Consider the following 17802-nt stretch of genomic DNA (forward strand, 5'->3'; position numbering starts at 1 on the left):
GAATGACACCACCGGATTCGGACACCCACCTTGAGAGACAGGCGCCACCCCGTTATTATACCGGCCTTTCCAGCGAAAGGCCCCCGTAGCTCATCTGGATAGAGCGTCCCCCTCCTAAGGGGAAGGTAGCAGGTTCGAGTCCTGCCGGGGGTACCATCTGCAATTCCATCAGGCGCCATCACCCTCAATACCGCCCTGCTTCTTAGGAAAGTAAACTCTCTCAGTTAACCTTTTGGGCCTCCGAGATCCACGCTCAGCCATCTCTTTTGGGAGCACTTAAGGGGAACACACCTCAATGGATCGTTATGTCCCCGGCGGAAAATTGACGATCAGATTGGTCAGATCAACCGATTCCAGCCCCATCCAGACGACAAACGCGCCATACATCGTCAGCAAGGTCCAGGATTCTTTGCGGCTTACAATCATGTCTGTTCGCATCATCAGGAACAGCACCAGTGTCGCAAGGGTCAGAACGGCCATCATCGGGGCCGCGACTGAGTAATTGATGATCGCTGTGCCGGCGATCAGCACCCCGATTGGAATACAGCAGAGCAGATCAAAGATATTGCTGCCCAGCACGTTGGCCGTACTGGTGATGCCTTTACCATTACGGGCAGCCCGGACGGAAACAAAAGCATCCGGAATCGAAGTTCCTGCGGCTACGATGGTAATACCCCAGAGAAAACTTGGGGTACCCAGAATATCGCCAAAGTTAACGGCCGCCCGAACCAGCCCTTCAACACCAACCAGGATCAGTGCCAGACCGCCAGCCAGGCGGGCCCACTCTTTTCCAGGCTGAACGTGGGACACGTCTTCATCGGAGTGATAGTCCATGGTGTCCTGATACTGGACAAATACGTAGATCCCATAAAGCGCGAGCGGCATGATGGCAAGCCAACGGGTGAGCTCACCACGAAGGACGCCCCCCTCTGATTCCACCGGATTGTAAATCACCGCAAACGAGAACATCAGTAGCAGAGCGGCGACGGCTATCATGTAAAACTGCGCTTCCTTATAAACCAGGTCCCGGTTTGTCATAAGCTGATCTTTGGCAACCAGTCCGCACAACGCCGGTATGACCATGATATTGAACAGAGCCGAGCCTACGATGGCCGCGACGCCCAGCTCGAATTCCCCATGCACCAGCGTGGATACCACCACCGTCGCCAGCTCCGGAAAACTGGAGCCAATAGCCACAACAATCGCGCCCTGAACGATCTCGGGCAGCCTGTAATAAAGCGACAGGCGTTCACTGGCGGATTCGAGCAGGCCGCTGCCCTTCCAGACGATGCCTGTACCGATGACGGCGACCACTGTCCAGACTAATAATTGAAAAATACAGCCTCCCGATTGTTGGCTCTGGGCGCGAGTTTCAGGTTCATCGATAGCGCTCCGGCGGCGGGAACTGTGTTCCGCCGGAGCGCGAGTTCAGTTGCTCTATCTTAGTCGGTACCCCTTGATCGTCCAATTGCACCATACCGACCCCTGCCGCGTTCCACAGCCGTTCACCGGCTTCACGGCCCTCCGGTTCGCGGGGTGTTACCCGCATGCGCCTTCGCTTGGTAAACCAGTTCAGTGGCGACCAGGGTGCGTAGAGCCAGCGGTTGATCCGGTCGAGCCACTCCATGAGGGTGTGAGGGAATTCGTTTTTGATGCCACTGCTTGTGATCTGCCAGATTCTGGGCCGGTCCGGCCTGTGGCGAAGCCGCACGTCGTAGACAAAGGAGTAGTGAACGTCTCCTGAAAGAATCACGAAGGTTTCCGGGGTGCGGGAGTGGCGGAAAATGTTCAACAGCACACTGGCCGCACCCCGGTGGGCCATCCAGTTTTCGGCATCCACCACCAGAGATTTCCCGAAGAAGGTAAACACGCTCTGGATCGCTTCAATCAGTTTGACGCCGAACATGGGCGCAGGAGACACCACGATTACAGCCTTTTCGCCCATGATGTCCTGCTGGAATTCGGTCAGCGCTTCCCAGTCAAGCAAGCCTGAGGGCCTGGCGCGGTTGAGTTCGCTGCGCCAACGGCGGGTGCGGGTATCCAGCACCACTATCCTTGGCGACGTCTGCAGGCTGTAATGCCATTGTTCAAACTGCAGCAGCTCATCAATAAGCTGGTCCTGCCGGGTTTGGTCGAACACAGCGCCCTGCTCTGCCGATGTCGCCAGTTTCTGGAGGGCTGGCATGATGTCACCGAAGGCATCAGGACTGTTTCCCCACCCCTGGCACAGCAGGTAGGCAATCAGGGCGTTGCCCACAATGCGGCGGGAGAAAGGGTGTTCGTAGGTTGTACTTTCCCATATAGCGGAAAGGTTCCAGTCATCCGTCACATCGTGGTCGTCGAAGATCATGTAGGTGGGAAGGTGCGCCAGAGTCCTTGATGCAAGGGGCAATCCGGCCACGAAGGCGTCGATGGCGACTTGTTGCTGTTGGTAGACCGCTTCATCTTCCCGGGACAGGGTCGGTTGCTCACTGCTGACCAGGCGCCAGCACACGGGTGACCAGACCAACAGGTACATGGCCATGACTTCGTTCAGGGAGATCAGGTGGTTGTGGGCACTGGCGGTGGTAAAGACCGGCTTTCTGACGCCGCCAAAGAAACGCTCCAGCAGCGCCTCGTTGCTGCGGATATCCGGTAGCAGTTTTTCCCGGTGAAAGTAGGTGTCCGGGTTGTCCCGCAATTCCGTGCTGTCACTGACCGAACTGCCGGTAAGCACTTCGTCGTACAGCCCCAGACAATCGATCAGGCTGTGTATGGCACGAAGCATGGGGCCGGCAACATCGTCGGCGTAGATCTGGTCGCCGGTCATCAGCATCAAAGTGGGTTGTTTGGCAAGGTCAGACCGGGCTTCCAGTAGCATTTCGTCCACCCTGACCAGCCCATCGGCTGCTGGGGAATGAGGCCGCCGGCAGGACCCATGGATCAGTCGATCTACCCGCCCCTTGAGAACAAAATCAGGCCGAGTAGCGCCCGGCATGCACAGGTGTGGCGCCCAATCCGCTATCCAGGAATCTTCACCATCTGCAGCCCCGGGAGACTCGGCGTTGGACACACCCAGGTCGTACCCGATGCGGGTGTTCGCCGGCAGCGCATCGTCGAGTTCAATATCGATCAGATGCAGGCAGGCAGAAGCCCCGATCCGCACCCGGATGACTTCCTTTTCCGTCAATAACCGATCAAACCAGGGCTCGCCTGAATTCTCAAGATACAGGCGCAATCGCAGGTTCAGCGAACAGGACCCCACCAGCCAGAGGGTAAGCCTGTCACAGGTGGTGTGCCTGAGAAGCGGCCCCGCCAAAACAGGCGGCAAGGGCTGCCGAAACTGATCGCTCATTCAATTCTCCCGACACACTTTGATGTTTATCGATGTTTCCCTAACCTTTCGTCACACCTTGTTCGATACTGTGAGTACTTTGCATGCATCGCCCGGACGACAATAATGTGAATCGGTGAAGACTTCAAAGGACCGGCACGTTCGCTGGCTCACCACGCCTCCAGTCACTATCAGTGGGGTGATTTGATGAGCAGGTTCGAGACACTGAGCCTCCTTACGCAGAGGTCTATCGAGACGAAAAAGCCTATGTAGAGTAGACAGTTAGGTGATGTGACTGAGATTCTGGAAAATCCGATTCAGTTGCCCAAGGTACGGGGCCAACCCTTATTTATGCCCGGAGGACTCCCATGAATCAGAAACCCGCCGACATCGCACGCCTGGAACGCTACGGGGCAGAAACCCGTGAATACACCCTCGCCATCATTACCGACGAAGACCACGCATCACAGGTTGAATTGGAGGATGGCCAGACCGCCTGGAAGTCAACCCTCCGCTACGACAAGCTCTATCGAGACGTTGATCCGGGCACAGGAAAGGTCAGTTATCGCCTTGACGAAATCCCGGAAGACCAGGGCGGCGAACATCAATTGATCAGTCTGATTGCCGAAGGTGGGAGAGGCGCAGAGTTCTCGGAACTCGTAAAGTTCGGCAAGCGTTTGATCACCTTTGACGACCGTACCGGCCTCGTATGTGAAATCCGCGACAAGAATCACCTTGTTCCCCGCCATATTCTGATGACTGGCAGTGGTGACGAAAAGTTCAAGGGCTTCAAAAGCGAGTGGGCCACCCTCAAGGGCGACGATATGATTGTCGGAAGCCATGGTAAAAAGCCCCAGGAAGAGTGGATTAAGATCCTGGACCGCAAATATGGGCTGGACAGCGTTGACTGGCGTGAAAACTACCAGCACATCCGGGAAGCCTTAGGCGTCGGACCGAATGGCTACGTGATTCATGAAGCAGCGGAATGGCACCCCTATCGCCAAGAATGGCTATTTTTCCCGCGCAAAATCTCTACCGAACCCTTTGATAAGAAGCTCGACGAACGTGAGCGAGGCGCCAATACTCTGATCATTGCGAATGAAAATTTTACAAACATACGCACCCTCACAATTGGCGAGCGCGTACCGGAACGAGGCATTTCTTCCTTCAAGATTATCCCGGGTTACCCCAATGAATGCGTGGGCCTGAAAAGTGTTGAAGTCGGTGATCGCACTGAGACCTATTTGTTCTGCTTCGACCTTGATGGCAACGTATTGCAGGACGATACATTAATAGGCCGATATAAATGTGAGGGTGTAGAGATTATTTAAATACCTGTTTTCTTATTTACCAAAGAGATCAGGTGCCAAAACAGGTTTATAACTGATTGTAGAAAGCACAGTAATGTTGCTCGCCGGTGGGTTTTGGTTAGGCTGGCTGCCCTTCGCCCAGGGAACCCTTGGTTCGTTGCTTGGCATCCCCCTGGCATGGTGGTTGGTTGGGCGCACACTGACTAATCAGGTCATCCTCACGGTGGCTTTGCTGGCTATCGGGGTGCCGCTCTGCCACTGGGCGTCGATTTGGCTCGGCGGCGGCGATGCCCCACAAATTGTTGCCGATGAATTTCTGGCCTTCCCAATCGTGATTCTCGGGGGAGCATTGGCGCGCCCCCCCTGGAAGATGATGGTGGCATTCGCCTTGTACCGAATATTCGATATAACCAAACCTCCGCCCATCCATCACGTAGAAGCCATCGGAGGTGGGGTGGGAATCGTTTTGGATGATGTGTTGGCCGCCATCTATGCGTTCATGATGCTCCGTATGGGGGCTGAACTATGGCGATGGAGCCATAGCCGATGACTCCGGAGCTAATCGACCAGGATCGATGTCACGCATTCACTCACCGATAAAACTATAAGAGCAGTCCAAATCGAGATTCTGGAGCTGTCCCGCCAAGGCCCCCGCTGGCTCCAGCTTTGACGTTTTCTTGACAAAATCCCCACAAAACGATGATGCCGGGCCGTTTACCCTGACGCTTCACTCATCAGTCAGTAATCCGGTTAATCAATGTGACAGTTTCCGTTATACACAGAATCGCTCCCAGACGAGTGCAGGGCTTTGTGGCTGCCGGAGGCCTTGCGACGGCGTTTCACTGGCTCGTGATGGCAGGGCTGATCGGTATCGGACTTGGTCCAACCTTCTCAACCGCCGTCGGAAGCGTAGCTGGCGCCCTGATGAACTATGGGCTTCAGCGTCGCCTGGCATTCACTAAAGCTGGTCCTCACGGTATCACGCTGTGGCGCTATGCAGGCTCCTGCCTTTTTGCCTGGCTGTGCAACCTCATCCTTTTCTTCCTGTTAAACAGTGCCCTGTCTGTCCCCGTCACCTTATCCCAGGCCATTACCACAGGTCTGGTGGCGGCACTGAATTACATCATCTACAAGAGGCTGGTATTCCATGAACCAACGAGTTGAATTCGCGGACAAGGCTCGTGAAAAGCCTTTGCTGTCGATCGTCGTACCCGTGTTCAATGAGCGGGCAATGTTGCCCCTGTTTGTGAAGCGAGTTTTTCCCACCCTGGGGACACTGGACGTCTGTTGGGAAATGGTGATGGTTGATGATGGCAGTACCGATGGAAGCGCTGATTACATCAAAGACCTCGTTACCAGTAAGCCCGGCGTCCGACTGGTTAAACTGAGCCGTAACTTCGGCAAGGAGGCCGCTCTGACAGCCGGGCTGGAGAACGCCAGGGGCGATGCTGTAATTATCATCGATGCGGATCTGCAGGATCCTCCTGAACACATACCAGCCATGGTCGACTGCTGGCGCACCGGCACCGATGTGGTCCTGATGCAGCGCCGTTCCAGGGCCGGAGAAACCCTTTTCAAACGCTGGAGTGCGCATCTTTTCTATCGTCTGCTCAGTCGCACAAGTCGCACCGATATTCCGGTGGATACCGGCGATTTCCGGCTCATGAGCCGCATGGCTGTTGACATACTGCTGCAATTAAAAGAGCGCAACCGTTATATGAAAGGGCTGTTTGCCTGGATAGGACTGCCCACCCAGGTGATCCAGTACGATCGCGATCCCCGAGCTGCCGGTGACACCAAGTGGGACTACCCGGGTCTGGTCGGATTGGCCATCGAAGGCCTGACGTCGTTCTCCGTATCACCCTTGCGGTGGGCAACGATCATCGGTCTGCTAGCTGCCAGCGTTGGTGCACTGTTCGGAGTGTGGATAGTGGTCAAGGCCATGGTTCTGGGAGTTGCTACCAGTGGTTATCCATCGTTGGTGGCGATCATCAGCTTTCTGGGCGGGATCCAGCTGTTGAGCATAGGCATCGTCGGCGAGTATGTGGGCAAGACGTATATGGAATCGAAGCAACGACCGGTCTATGTGACCGAGGAGGTCGTGGAAAATCCTCACCGGCGATATCAATCAAGCGAGAATCCGCAGGCAGGAGAGCGTTATGTCAAAGCGGTTTAACGTCATACTGCTGGCTCTTACTGCCATTCTGGCGAGTCGACTGATTGGCATGGCGCTTTTTCCCCTGGTGGACACCACCGAACCTCGTTATGCCGAAATAGCACGCTTGATGGCCGAAACAGGTGACTGGATTACGCCCTGGTTCGAACCTGGCGTACCCTTCTGGGGCAAGCCGCCCTTGTCATTCTGGGCCCAGGCGATCTCGATCAAAGCACTTGGTGTTTCGGAATTTGCCTTACGGTTCCCATCCTGGCTGGCTACCCTGGGGCTTGTCTGGCTTGTCTGGCGGGCGACCAGGCAGGTCTGGGGCGCCAAGGCCGCCCAGTGGTCCAGTATGGTATTCGCCACTATGGCGTTGACCTATATCAGTGCCGGCGCCGTCATGACCGACGCCTTCCTGGCACTGGGTACCACCTTGTCACTGGTCAGCTTCTTTCTGGTGATCTCTGGACAGTCGGGAGCCTGGCGATGGCTCTTCTTTATCGGCGCCGCCATTGGGCTGCTGGCAAAGGGGCCAGTATCTGTCGTACTGACCGGAATCCCGATTGCCTTATGGCTGCTTCTGAACCGGCAGGAGGTTCGCACTCTGGCCAGATTCCCCTGGTTTCGCGGTGCACTGTTAACGCTGATGCTGGCAGGCCCCTGGTACCTGTTGGCGGAACTAAAGACGCCAGGCTTCCTCGATTACTTCATCGTCGGCGAGCACCTGCGACGCTTCCTGGATCCTGGGTGGGCCGGGGACCTATACGGCAGTGCCCACGACGAACCCAAAGGCATGATATGGGTATTCTGGTTCTGGGCGTCGTTCCCCTGGGGTATAGTCGCACCGGCAGCTCTGGGCACGAAATGCCTCAGGAACCGGGACATGGCTGTTCTGAAACCCGCGGTATCGGACCCTGCCCTGATGTTTCTGCTGGCGTGCGCACTATCACCGATGCTGTTTTTCTCCCTGGCCGGCAATACCCTGTGGACCTATATACTGCCATCATTGCCGTTTACCGCGATTTTGATTGGGCGCTGGGCGGCGCAACTGGAGTCTGTCTGGTCATCCCGGGGCAGAGCGCTTCTGGCTGGAGTGGTCCCGGTGTTGTTGACTGTATTCGTAGGGGCCGCAGCGATGGGGCTGACACCACTAAAGACTGAGAAGGGGCTGGTAAACTATTACCAGCAGGTCCGTGAAGAAGGCGACAGTCCATTGTTATACCTGGATGACCTGCCATTTTCGGCAAGGTTTTACTCCCGGGGAATGGCCCGGGAGGTGACGCCAGAGGAGCTGAATGAGCTAAACCAGAGTAACCGATTCCAACAGCTATACCTGGCGGTACCAGATGACTGGCCGAAAGATAATTTGACCGGTCGGTTCCCGTCGGCCTTCACGGTCATGGAGAATCGCCGATATTCCCTTATGACAATCGACCCACACAAAGGCAACAAGCCATCAGTGTCCAGTGCCAGCGGAGTTAGACTGAATGACAGCTGATCGACCACCGCTCAGATTGCTAATCGTCGAGGACCAGGTAGACCTCGCCGAAAACCTCTTTGAGTTTCTGGGCGAGGATCGCTATGTCCTGGATTTTGCGGCTGATGGTCTGACTGCACTGCATTTGCTGGCAACCCAGACCTATGACGTCATTGTCCTTGATCTGATGCTTCCGGGAGTCAATGGGTTTGAGATCTGCCGACGCATCCGGCAAGACCTCTCATGCCAGACACCGATTCTCCTGATGACAGCACTCGGCGCTCTGAAGGACAAGGAACAGGGTTTTGAAGCAGGCGCCGACGACTATATCGTCAAGCCCTTCGAGCTACGGGAACTGCAATTGCGAGTGGAGGCCCTGCACCGACGCCATTCGCCCCAACCGGATGTCGTGCAGGCCGGCGACGTCCGGTTTGATCCTGGGACGCTGGAGGTCCGATTAAATGGAAGAACAACAGCCTTGTCCGGTACTCCCGCCCGCCTGTTTGAAATGCTGATACGAGCCTATCCGAACTTTCTCAGTCACGAGGCTTTAAGTGACGCCCTTTGGGGAGGTGCGCGTCATGGTGACATTGAAGGAAACAGTTTGCGCACACACATTTACACGCTTCGTAAATCCCTGCAGGCAGGGGTGGGCGAGGCCCTGGTGAAAACGGTCCATGGCCGGGGATACCGCCTGGAGGCCCCCGATAACGAGGGAGCGAATAGCCGATGAAGTCGTCGGTCATTACCCGCCTGACCCGGACACTGTTTGTTCTTATCGCCGCCACAGCCACCGTCTCACTGGTGATCGTCGAGCAATTCGCAGAGGATATCGAGGACACCATTCTTGATCTTGAACTGAAAGCGGACGCAGACTATTTCAAGAAACAGATCCGCAACCGCAAATTCGAGCCAGTCAAAACAGCCCGACTGGAAGCCATTTTTCTCCCCGCAGGGGAGTCCGAAGCCGTCCTGCCCGCCTATTTTCGTGGTCGGTCTATGCCCTTTTCCCGTGAGGTCGAACTGGGCGAGACGACTTTGCTGATCATCGGTGAACACTTGGATGAGCCACAGGGCAAGCTCTTCCTGGCCCAGGACATCACGATCATGGAGAATCGTGAATTCCTGGTTCAGCTTGTATTAATTGGTGTGGCTGCTGGGATGCTACTCATCAGTTATCTTGTTGCCCGGATGGGAGCCCGTTATCTGGTCCGTCCCTTCAGAAAGCTGACCCTGGAAGTGTCCGGTACCGAGCCGCGATCATCCATGTCGAGGATTGCCACGGACTATCAGGACCAAGAGTTCCACGAGATCGCTGAGGCGTTCAACCGCTTCCTGTCTGCTCTTGAACATCATGTTGAGCGTGAGAAATCCTTTGTGAAGCTTGCCAGCCATGAACTCCGGACCCCGCTGGCCGTCATGAACGGCGCTCTGGAAATTCTTGAGCAACGCCAAAGCCTTTCCGAAGGGGATCAGAAAACCCTTGCCCGCATCCGTCGTGCCCTGCACACCATGCGCGATGACACAGAGGTTCTGCTTGAGCTGGCCCGTGTTGAACCGTCCAGCGAGAGTGACACACCCATTGTGCTGAAGGACATTGTTCAAGCAACTGTTGAGGAGCTTGAGCAGAGCCATCCAGGCCATAGAGACCGAATCATTATAACCAGCGAGGACCCTGATCTGAGCGTCAACACGAATCCTCCTTTGGTCAGAATGCTATTACGCAATCTGCTGCAGAACGCGTTGCGTCATACGCGATCCGAGGTAAAGGTGAGGATCAGCGGAAATACCCTATCGGTTCGGGACTTCGGGGCCGGGCTTCCCGAGGAACTGGCCAACCGCCTGAACGCTCCAAGACCATTGTTCACCACGGATTCCAGAAACGGGGATTTCAGTAATACAACATTTGGGCTGTTGATCGTCCGCCTGGTCTGTGAGCGACTAGGCTGGAAGATTGAGGTGCCAAAGTCCGACAGCACGGGCACTGAATTTTTGATTTACATTTACGAAATGGATGGGAACTGATCAATCATGGCCCAATAGCTTTCGTCACGAGAATCGTGGCCGAGCTCTTGGCCGGATTCTTCAGGCTGCGTCGTTGATTGCGCGCCGCCTTGATTACGCTTGCAGCATCCATATCAAACCGGTCAGCGATAAACCGATCAGGATGCACGGCCTGAACGTTGTACCGATCCATCAACTCCCGAACCCGGTTCAGCTTTTCACGGGGAATATCCGGGCGTCGTACCAGCAGGTTTCGAATCCATTCATCGTGAATTTGATCAGTCCAGCGAGCACGATAAATACCCGTTTGCGCCAAGTACATCAAAAAGCTTCTTAACGGAACTGGATACATCACACACGCATCGTAGATTACTGTGTAATGTGAGTTCACTCGTATCCCATCCCCAGATCCTGATCAAGGCTGCCCAGTTCATCCAGAGCCGCCAGACGCTCCTCTTCAATCTGTCTCTTGTAGGCCTGAAGCTCCGAAAACAGTATTTTGCGCCGGTTACCGACGCGGTGATAAGGCAGTGCGCCTTCGTCCAACAGTTTGATCAGGGTTGGACGTGAAATATTGAGCAGGTCCGCCGCCTCCTGAGTCGTCAGTTCAGCATGGATAGGCACCAGCTTAACCATATTGCCTTCTCCCAGCTGAGTCAGAAGCTCCACAAACAGACGCAGCGCGCTGACGGGGATAGATACCTTATGGGCCACACCCTCCCGATCGGTGAGAGTAATGTCCTGTGCCTCAGACCTGGTATCAATGACCGCTGACAACCCTTGGCTGCATGCTCGGGCAAGGAGTGCTTCTTCCCGGGTCGGAAGTTTTTCGTTTACAGAGTTCATCGCGAAAGCCTTCTCAGTACCACCGTATCTTTTCGAATTATTCGAAATTACCAGACCAATGTCAATATTCGAATTTTTCGAAACACCCTGAGGTAACCGGAACATCAACGCGGCTCCCATGCCAACCAGCCACCAGAGCGAATCGCCAGGTAGCCCGACAGATCAGGGTTTCAGATATACACCCAGGCCTTGCCATAAGGGGTATCGAACGGCACACGATCATACAGCCCGGGTACCGGGGAATGTCTGAAAATCATAAAGAGGACAACGGGAGAGAAATACGCCCCAAGGCGTCCTGGCCTCACATCTGGCCAATCTGCTCATAATAAGCGTTGAAAACGATCAGGTTCAGGACCGGCATGACCACATCGAAACCGACCCACCCCAGGGCAATGGCCATCGACCTGCGCCTGAAACGCACTGCATCGACGACAAGGAGTATCAGGGCTGGGACAAAACCGAGGACCGACATTGGAAAGGCAAACAGAAACGCCCAGACCAGAATTGATGACTCGTCGGCGGGCTCCCACCCCCAAGCCTTGGCACCGTGGAGTAGCAGGCAAGCCAGGAGTTCAATAATTAGCAGGCCTCTCAAAAACCACATTAACGCAACCCCTTCTGGAATAGAGATCGTGCCAAGAGGTGGCGGCGGGTCTGCCCTTCTCCGTTTTCTACCGCATAGTAGAAATGCCCCTCTCCTTTCCCCCTCACCATCTGCATGCCAAGTGTAGGCACCGCCTCGATCAACTCGCCATCACTCATACCCGCGTATATGGGATCACCGTGTTGGCCCAGGTCGATGACAATGACGTTTTTTATCTTGGGATGAGTCCTGACAGCAGTGAGAAGGCTGGCGTTTATGGGGGCTCCCACCAGTACGAGATTATCGACCTTCACCTGGAAATTGGCGTAGTAGAGGGCTGAACGGGCAGCGATGACTGCGCCCCAGGAATAGCCAACAAAGTTGAACTGGCCTCTGGTGGGTAGCTGCTTTTGGATGCCAATGCTTGGCAGCGAAAAGATGACTTCCCTTGGCGTATCCAGTTCATAGCGAAGCACGTACCGCGCACATTCTTCGCCCCGATTATTCCTTCCGGAATACTCGTGCACCACCATCCCAAAAGCACTGTACTTCCCTTCAACCTTGCATTGGTTCGTATTCACAAGCTGAAGGGCGATAGGGTCATTCTTGCTCTGGTTGTAAAAAATAACAGCTGAGGCGTCACCCAGCGTATCAATGGTCGTGTAGAGGTGGTGGTCAAATCCCTCAAACAAGGCAGAGTAGTTGCCGTAGACCGGATTTGCTATCCCTGCCTGACGTAGGCTGGTAATGAAATCTTCCTGATAGCTTCCGTTCATCCCGGCTCCACCGAGAAACACCGTCAATCCGTTGCCCATCATCCTGTCCCTGAACTTGTAAAGCTGCGATGTACGCGGAACAGCCGCCTCGTACGTACGCGAAAGAGTCAAGGAGCATACCTGACGTTTCGCTGGTTAACCAAGGGAAGGAGTCACGAAACTACGACAAAGTGCAGTGCAGATAGGCGCGTTGGTCTGTCCTCCGTCTTCTCCCCCCCGAACCGGACGCTACGGATGTACAGCAAACGAAAAATCGGCCTCTCCTGAACGCTCACCGGCGTGTGTTCGTTCGTTGCCATTGCCCACGCCGATTGCTATTCGCTATTTGAGTTCTGTTTTCCGTTTGCCATATACATTTCCCCATACGTCACTTCCCATCATTGAATAGCCACGCCAGCCACCCCATGACTAATCATGAAGACATGATAAACCCCATTCCCACAGATTCGGACCACGGAGGCACCATGCAGACCCGCACCTTTGGCAACACCGATATCAACGTCACGCCAGTCGGCCTGGGGACCTGGGCTATTGGCGGCTGGATGTGGGGCGGTACGGACGAAGCCCAGTCCATTGACACCATTCACGCCGCCGTCGACCGGGGCATCGGGCTGGTGGATACGGCGCCGGTCTATGGTTTCGGGCGCTCGGAGGAAATTGTTGGCAAGGCCCTGGCCGGTGGTCGTCGTGAAAAGGTCGCCCTGGCCACCAAGGTGGCCCTGAACTGGGACGGTGACGGGAACGTGTTCCGGGATGCTACCGCCGCCCGCATCGAGAAGGAGGTGGAGGATTCGCTACGCCGCCTGAAGACCGACACCATTGATATCTACCAGATCCACTGGCCGGATCCTGTCGCGCCCATGGAGGAGACCGCACGGTCCATGGAACGGCTGCTGCGGGACGGCAAGATCCGGGCAATTGGCGTCAGCAACTTCACCCCGGCGCAGATGGACGAGTTCCGCAAGTTCGCGCCGCTGCACAGTCTGCAGCCACCCTATAACCTTTTCGAACGGGAGATCGAGGACGACATCCTCCCCTATTGTCGGGATAACGACATTGCCACCATTACCTACGGCGGCCTTTGCCGGGGACTGCTGACCGGGAAGATGACCCGGAACAGCCGGTTCGAGGGGGATGACCTTCGCAACAACGATCCGAAATTCCAGGGTGACCGTTTCGCGCAGTACCTGGGGGCAGTGGACGCGCTGGAGCAGTATGCCGCCGACAGGTTCGGCAAGTCGGTGCTGGCCCTGGCCTTGCGGTGGCTGATTGACCAGCCGGGCGTGACAACGGCCCTGTGGGGCGCACGGCGGCCGGACCAACTGGACCCGGTCAGCGAGATCGAAGGCTGGTCATTGAACAGCGACGACCTGCTTGCCATCGATGACATCCTGAAAGAACACGTTACCGATCCGGTAGGGCCGGAATTCATGGCGCCACCAGGCCGGCAGGATTGATACTGGTCCCATTGGTGATCACCCAACACAAAGCCGGCCTCTTTCCAGAGGAGCCGGCTTTTATGGTCCGCGAAAGCCTACCTCTCAGACGTCCATCGACGCACACCCCACCATCATCTAAGCTATCTGCACTTCCCCTTTGCAAACGACAAGGCGCACTCACCCATGATGAACAAACGCTCCCTGGCTGGCTCATTACTGATCTCACTCCCCGCCCTGACCCTGGTTGGCTGTGCCGGCTGGTTTGGCGGTACGACAGAGGAACCGTCCACACCGCCGCAGCTGGATGGCACGGTGTGGCAGGTGGAGGATGTGGACGAGGGTGGCATTATCGACAACTCCATGATCACCGTGGCCTTCGACGATGGCAGGGTAACCGGCTACACCGGCTGCAACCACTACTTCGGCAGCTACGAGACGGTGGGCTCATCCATCACCATCAGGGATCTGGGCAGCACCCTGAAAGCCTGCGTACCGGCCATCTCGGCCCAGGAGCAACGATTCCTTCATGGGTTGATGGGGGCCACCAGCTATCGTATGGAATCGGACACCTGGCTGCTGATCATTGATGACAGGGAAAGGACCCGCCTGAAGATGATCCAGATCGACGAGGATCCCACCACCAGTGGCGCAGCCACCCAGCCGCAGGTCCAGGACATGTCCCCGGTCAAGTCCGTGGTTCACTTCAATTGTGAAGGTATGGGACCGATGGACCTGCATTTTACGGGGGATGAAACCCTGACAATCAGCCTGGGCGACCGGTCGGAAACCCTCCAGCGCAGCGTGACCGCCTCCGGCGCCCGCTACGTCAACGACTCCGTGACGCTCTGGAACAAGGCGCCGGAAACCATGCTCGAAGTGGATGGCATCACCTATACCTGCCGGCGGGACGACTGAACTCAGACCCCGTCCATTAAGGCAGCATCATTGGCGCGGCCACCTGGTCTCGCACGTCCTGCCCGCACACCCTGGCCACCAGTTCCAGGGCAAACTCGATGGCGGATCCGGGTCCCTGGCTGGTGATGCAGTTCTGGTCGACCACCACCCGCTCATGCTCCCGCGACCGGTCCGGCAGGTCGTCCCGGAAGGCCTGATGGCCGGTCGCCGCCACGCCATCCAGCAGGCCGTGGGGAGCCAGCGCCACCGCCGGAGCCGCACAGATGGCGCCGTACCAGAACCCCGCCTCCCGCTGTTTGCGGAGGCGGTCGATCAACAGGGCGCACTCCGACAGGTTACGGGCCCCGGGCATGCCGCCCGGCAGCGCGATCAGGTCGTAGTCCTGGTCGACGCAGTCCTGCAGCAGGGCATCAGCGGTTATCCGGGTCCGGCGGGACAGGGTAACGGTCTGGTGCTCATGGACGCTGGCCACGGTCACTTCCACGCTGGCACGGCGCAGCACGTCAATAATGGTAATGGCTTCAATGTCTTCGCTGCCGTCGGCAACGGGTACCAGGGCGGTCATGTTCATGGTGTCTCCTTAACACGTCGGGCCTGAAAGGGGATAGGATTACTGTACTATATCCATGAACCCAACCCGTAGCCTTCCAGGGGTACCAGCGGACTATGTCGCCAGGCCTGATCTTCGCCGTATTTGCCATCGCCGCCATCGCGCTGGCCGTGTTCTATCTCTTCTTCTACCGCCGCTGGCGTCGGCGCCGCGAATTGCAACGGCCCTTCCCCCCACAATGGCGTGCCCTGCTCGCGGAGCGGGTTCCCCTGTACAACCGCCTGCCGTCCCACCTGAAGACAGACCTGGAGCAGCGGGTGCAGCTATTCCTGTCAGAGAAGGATTTCTACGGCTGCGACGGTTTCGAGGTGGATGACACCGTGCGCCTGACCATTGCCGGTCATGCCTGCCTGCTGATCCTCGGTCGCTCCTACAGCAACTACGACGAGGTCCGCAGCATCCTGGTCTACCCGTCCGCTTACCATGTCACGGAACCCCGCCATAATGGCATGATCGTGGACACCGCCCACGAGGTGCGCGCCGGCGAGGCCTCGTCCATGGGTCAGGTGGTACTGTCCTGGGATGATTGCGAGAGCGGCGCGCTGTCGCCGGACAGTCACCACAACGTGATCCTCCACGAGTTTGCCCACCAACTGGACTACCTGGATGGCTCCGCTGATGGGGCGCCCCCTCTCGCCGGTGCCCAGGCCCAGCACTGGCAACAGACCATGAGCGAGGCCTACGCGCACCTGCAACAGTCCCTCAGCCAACGTCAGACGAGCTGGCTGGATCCCTACGGCGCCACGGAACCCGCCGAGTTCTTTGCCGTGCTCACCGAGACCTTCTTCCAGCAACCGGCCCACCTGTTTGCCGAACAGCCAAAAGTCTATGAAACCCTTTGCGGTTTCTACCGTATCAATCCACTGGACTATTTCTGACGCCCTGCCAACCCTCGCTCCGGGCGGGTTTTGGATCTGGATTGGCGAATCCGGCCATTCGTTGCCTAGACTGGTAGCTGGTGACGATGTTCGTCATGCACCCGGAAGCACGCTAACTATAAAACAACGTTTCTCCGTACCCACCCAAAACCCGATCATCGGGTCAAACAGGGAGAAGAACGGTGATCAAGAAAATCCTGATGGGAATCATTGGCCTGGCCGTTGTGGTGCTGGCCGTTTTCCTGGTGATTGCATGGGAGTCTTCCATAGACCCCGTGGATCCACCGGCCAGCGACCAGTTCGGCCAGGAACAGATCGACCGGGGCGAAGTCCTCGCCGGCCTGGGCAACTGCCAGACGTGTCACACCACCGATCCGGCACAACCGTTTGCTGGCGGCCTGGCCATGCCGACGCCATTCGGCACAATCTATTCCACCAACATCACCCCCGACCCACAGACCGGCATCGGCCAGTGGTCGGAAGAGGCCTTTGCCCGGGCCATGCGTGAGGGGGTGGACCGGTCCGGGACGCACCTGTTCCCGGCCTTTCCCTACACTCATTTCACTAAAATGACCGATGAGGATGTCGCGGATCTCTACGCCTATATGATGACTCGCGAGCCGATCCGGGCCGAGGCGCCGGAGAATACCGTGGAGTTTCCGTTCAATATCCGCATGCTGCAGGCGGGCTGGAAACTGCTGTTCTTCGATGAGGGCCGCTATGTGGCCGACGACGGCAAGGGCGGGGACTGGAACCGTGGTGCCTACATCGCCGAGGGGCTGGGACACTGCAGCGCCTGCCATTCACCCCGCAACCCGTTCGGTGCCGAGGACGACAGTCGTGCCTGGGAAGGCACCGTGGTCAACAACTGGTACGCCCCGGCCCTCAATGCCAGCAACCGGTCGCCCGTGGACTGGACCGAGGACGCCGCCTACGCCTACCTGCGCAGCGGCGGCTCCCCCTACCATGGCGTGGCCATCGGCTCCATGGCGGAAGTGGTCCACGACGGCCTTGAGCTGGCACCGGATGAGGATATCCGCGGCCTGTCCGTCTGGCTCAGCGACCTGTCCGGGGCCGGCGACAACCAGCAGGCCGCAAGCCAGGCCGCCGACGCCATAGAGAGCGCCCATGAGCGCATGGAACCCGGCACCACCATGGGCCAGGGCGAACGGCTGTTTGCCTATGCCTGCGCCTCCTGCCACTACAACGACCCTGCCGATCCAAGCGCCATGCGCCCGGAAATGAGCCTGAACAGCGCGGTATCGGCACCGGACCCGGTCAACCTGGTGCGGGCCACCCTGCATGGGGTCTCCCAGGAGGAGGGTATCGCCGGTGTGATGATGCCCGGCTTTGCGGATGCCCTCAGCGACCAGGAGATCGCCAGCCTGCTGGCCTTCCTGCGGGACACCCACACCGATCAGCCGGCCTGGGACAACCTGGAACAGACCATTCGGGACCAGAGACAACAATAACCCTGGCCGAGAGACCAGAAC

General features: G+C 57.2%; 18 protein-coding genes and 1 tRNA gene. 12 read left to right on the top strand and 7 right to left on the bottom strand.

Annotation, left to right across the window (positions count from 1 at the left end):
- Positions 1–79 precede the first annotated feature (79 nt).
- Positions 80–156: transfer RNA gene (locus tag RO069_RS13710), tRNA-Arg, on the top strand.
- A gap of 147 nt (positions 157–303) precedes the next feature.
- Here RO069_RS13710 and RO069_RS13715 read toward each other — a convergent pair.
- Together RO069_RS13715 and RO069_RS13720 are read right to left on the bottom strand one after the other, a co-directional pair.
- Positions 304–1314, bottom strand: a complete 1011-nt coding sequence (locus tag RO069_RS13715; protein WP_328188284.1) for a sodium:calcium antiporter — start codon at positions 1312–1314, stop codon at positions 304–306.
- A gap of 64 nt (positions 1315–1378) precedes the next feature.
- The gene (locus tag RO069_RS13720; RefSeq protein ID WP_328188285.1) at positions 1379–3334 is read right to left on the bottom strand and encodes an alkaline phosphatase family protein; all 1956 of its coding nucleotides are present in this window, start codon (positions 3332–3334) and stop codon (positions 1379–1381) included.
- A 347-nt stretch (positions 3335–3681) separates the two neighbouring features.
- On the opposite strand from RO069_RS13720, the gene RO069_RS13725 reads away from it, so the two are divergent.
- From RO069_RS13725 to RO069_RS13755, 7 genes are all read left to right on the top strand, one after another.
- Positions 3682–4644, top strand: a complete 963-nt coding sequence (locus RO069_RS13725; protein ID WP_328188286.1) for a hypothetical protein — start codon at positions 3682–3684, stop codon at positions 4642–4644.
- 73 nt (positions 4645–4717) lie between these two features.
- Positions 4718–5173, top strand: a complete 456-nt coding sequence (locus tag RO069_RS13730) for a phosphatidylglycerophosphatase A family protein (RefSeq protein ID WP_328188287.1) — start codon at positions 4718–4720, stop codon at positions 5171–5173.
- Between the two features lie 260 nt (positions 5174–5433).
- Positions 5434–5787 carry a GtrA family protein gene (locus tag RO069_RS13735; protein WP_328188288.1) on the top strand — a complete coding sequence of 118 codons (354 nt, stop codon included), beginning with the start codon at positions 5434–5436 and terminating at the stop codon, positions 5785–5787.
- The gene (locus RO069_RS13740) at positions 5771–6799 is read left to right on the top strand and encodes a glycosyltransferase family 2 protein (protein ID WP_328188290.1); all 1029 of its coding nucleotides are present in this window, start codon (positions 5771–5773) and stop codon (positions 6797–6799) included. The genes RO069_RS13735 and RO069_RS13740 overlap by 17 nt, the downstream gene beginning before the upstream one ends.
- Positions 6783–8279 carry an ArnT family glycosyltransferase gene (locus RO069_RS13745; RefSeq protein ID WP_328188292.1) on the top strand — a complete coding sequence of 499 codons (1497 nt, stop codon included), beginning with the start codon at positions 6783–6785 and terminating at the stop codon, positions 8277–8279. The genes RO069_RS13740 and RO069_RS13745 overlap by 17 nt, the downstream gene beginning before the upstream one ends.
- A complete protein-coding gene (locus RO069_RS13750) occupies positions 8269–8991 on the top strand; it encodes a response regulator transcription factor (protein WP_328188293.1) in 723 nt (240 codons plus the stop codon). The genes RO069_RS13745 and RO069_RS13750 overlap by 11 nt, the downstream gene beginning before the upstream one ends.
- Positions 8988–10283 carry a sensor histidine kinase gene (locus tag RO069_RS13755; RefSeq protein WP_328188295.1) on the top strand — a complete coding sequence of 432 codons (1296 nt, stop codon included), beginning with the start codon at positions 8988–8990 and terminating at the stop codon, positions 10281–10283. Before RO069_RS13750 ends, RO069_RS13755 begins: the two co-directional genes overlap by 4 nt.
- Positions 10284–10287: 4 nt before the next feature.
- Here RO069_RS13755 and RO069_RS13760 read toward each other — a convergent pair whose 3' ends face one another.
- The 4 genes from RO069_RS13760 to RO069_RS13775 all read right to left on the bottom strand — a co-directional run bounded on the left by RO069_RS13760 (position 10288) and on the right by RO069_RS13775 (position 12467).
- Positions 10288–10653: a hypothetical protein gene (locus tag RO069_RS13760; protein WP_328188296.1), complete on the bottom strand. Its 366-nt coding sequence runs from the start codon at positions 10651–10653 to the stop codon at positions 10288–10290.
- Positions 10650–11228 (bottom strand): helix-turn-helix domain-containing protein, encoded by a 579-nt coding sequence (locus tag RO069_RS13765; protein WP_328188297.1) that lies wholly within the window; start codon positions 11226–11228, stop codon positions 10650–10652. The genes RO069_RS13760 and RO069_RS13765 overlap by 4 nt, the downstream gene beginning before the upstream one ends.
- 181 nt (positions 11229–11409) lie before the next feature.
- On the bottom strand, positions 11410–11712 hold the full coding sequence (locus tag RO069_RS13770) for a hypothetical protein (RefSeq protein WP_328188298.1): 303 nt from the start codon (positions 11710–11712) through the stop codon (positions 11410–11412).
- A complete protein-coding gene (locus tag RO069_RS13775; RefSeq protein ID WP_328188299.1) occupies positions 11712–12467 on the bottom strand; it encodes a hypothetical protein in 756 nt (251 codons plus the stop codon). Before RO069_RS13775 ends, RO069_RS13770 begins: the two co-directional genes overlap by 1 nt.
- 464 nt (positions 12468–12931) lie before the next feature.
- Between RO069_RS13775 and RO069_RS13780 the strand changes: the two genes are divergently transcribed.
- Positions 12932–13924, top strand: a complete 993-nt coding sequence (locus RO069_RS13780) for an aldo/keto reductase (RefSeq protein ID WP_328188300.1) — start codon at positions 12932–12934, stop codon at positions 13922–13924.
- 165 nt (positions 13925–14089) lie between these two features.
- Positions 14090–14821 (top strand): META domain-containing protein, encoded by a 732-nt coding sequence (locus RO069_RS13785; protein WP_328188302.1) that lies wholly within the window; start codon positions 14090–14092, stop codon positions 14819–14821.
- A gap of 16 nt (positions 14822–14837) precedes the next feature.
- Here RO069_RS13785 and RO069_RS13790 read toward each other — a convergent pair whose 3' ends face one another.
- A complete protein-coding gene (locus tag RO069_RS13790) occupies positions 14838–15392 on the bottom strand; it encodes a DJ-1 family glyoxalase III (protein WP_328188303.1) in 555 nt (184 codons plus the stop codon).
- A gap of 95 nt (positions 15393–15487) precedes the next feature.
- Between RO069_RS13790 and RO069_RS13795 the strand changes: the two genes are divergently transcribed.
- Both RO069_RS13795 and RO069_RS13800 read left to right on the top strand, forming a co-directional pair.
- On the top strand, positions 15488–16309 hold the full coding sequence (locus RO069_RS13795) for a zinc-dependent peptidase (RefSeq protein WP_328188305.1): 822 nt from the start codon (positions 15488–15490) through the stop codon (positions 16307–16309).
- 182 nt (positions 16310–16491) lie between these two features.
- Complete coding sequence (locus RO069_RS13800; RefSeq protein ID WP_328188306.1) at positions 16492–17781, top strand: cytochrome c; 1290 nt, start codon at positions 16492–16494, stop codon at positions 17779–17781.
- The last annotated feature ends 21 nt before the right edge of the window (positions 17782–17802 follow it).

The organism is Marinobacter sp. OP 3.4, from assembly GCF_036224885.1.
GTDB lineage: Bacteria > Pseudomonadota > Gammaproteobacteria > Pseudomonadales > Oleiphilaceae > Marinobacter.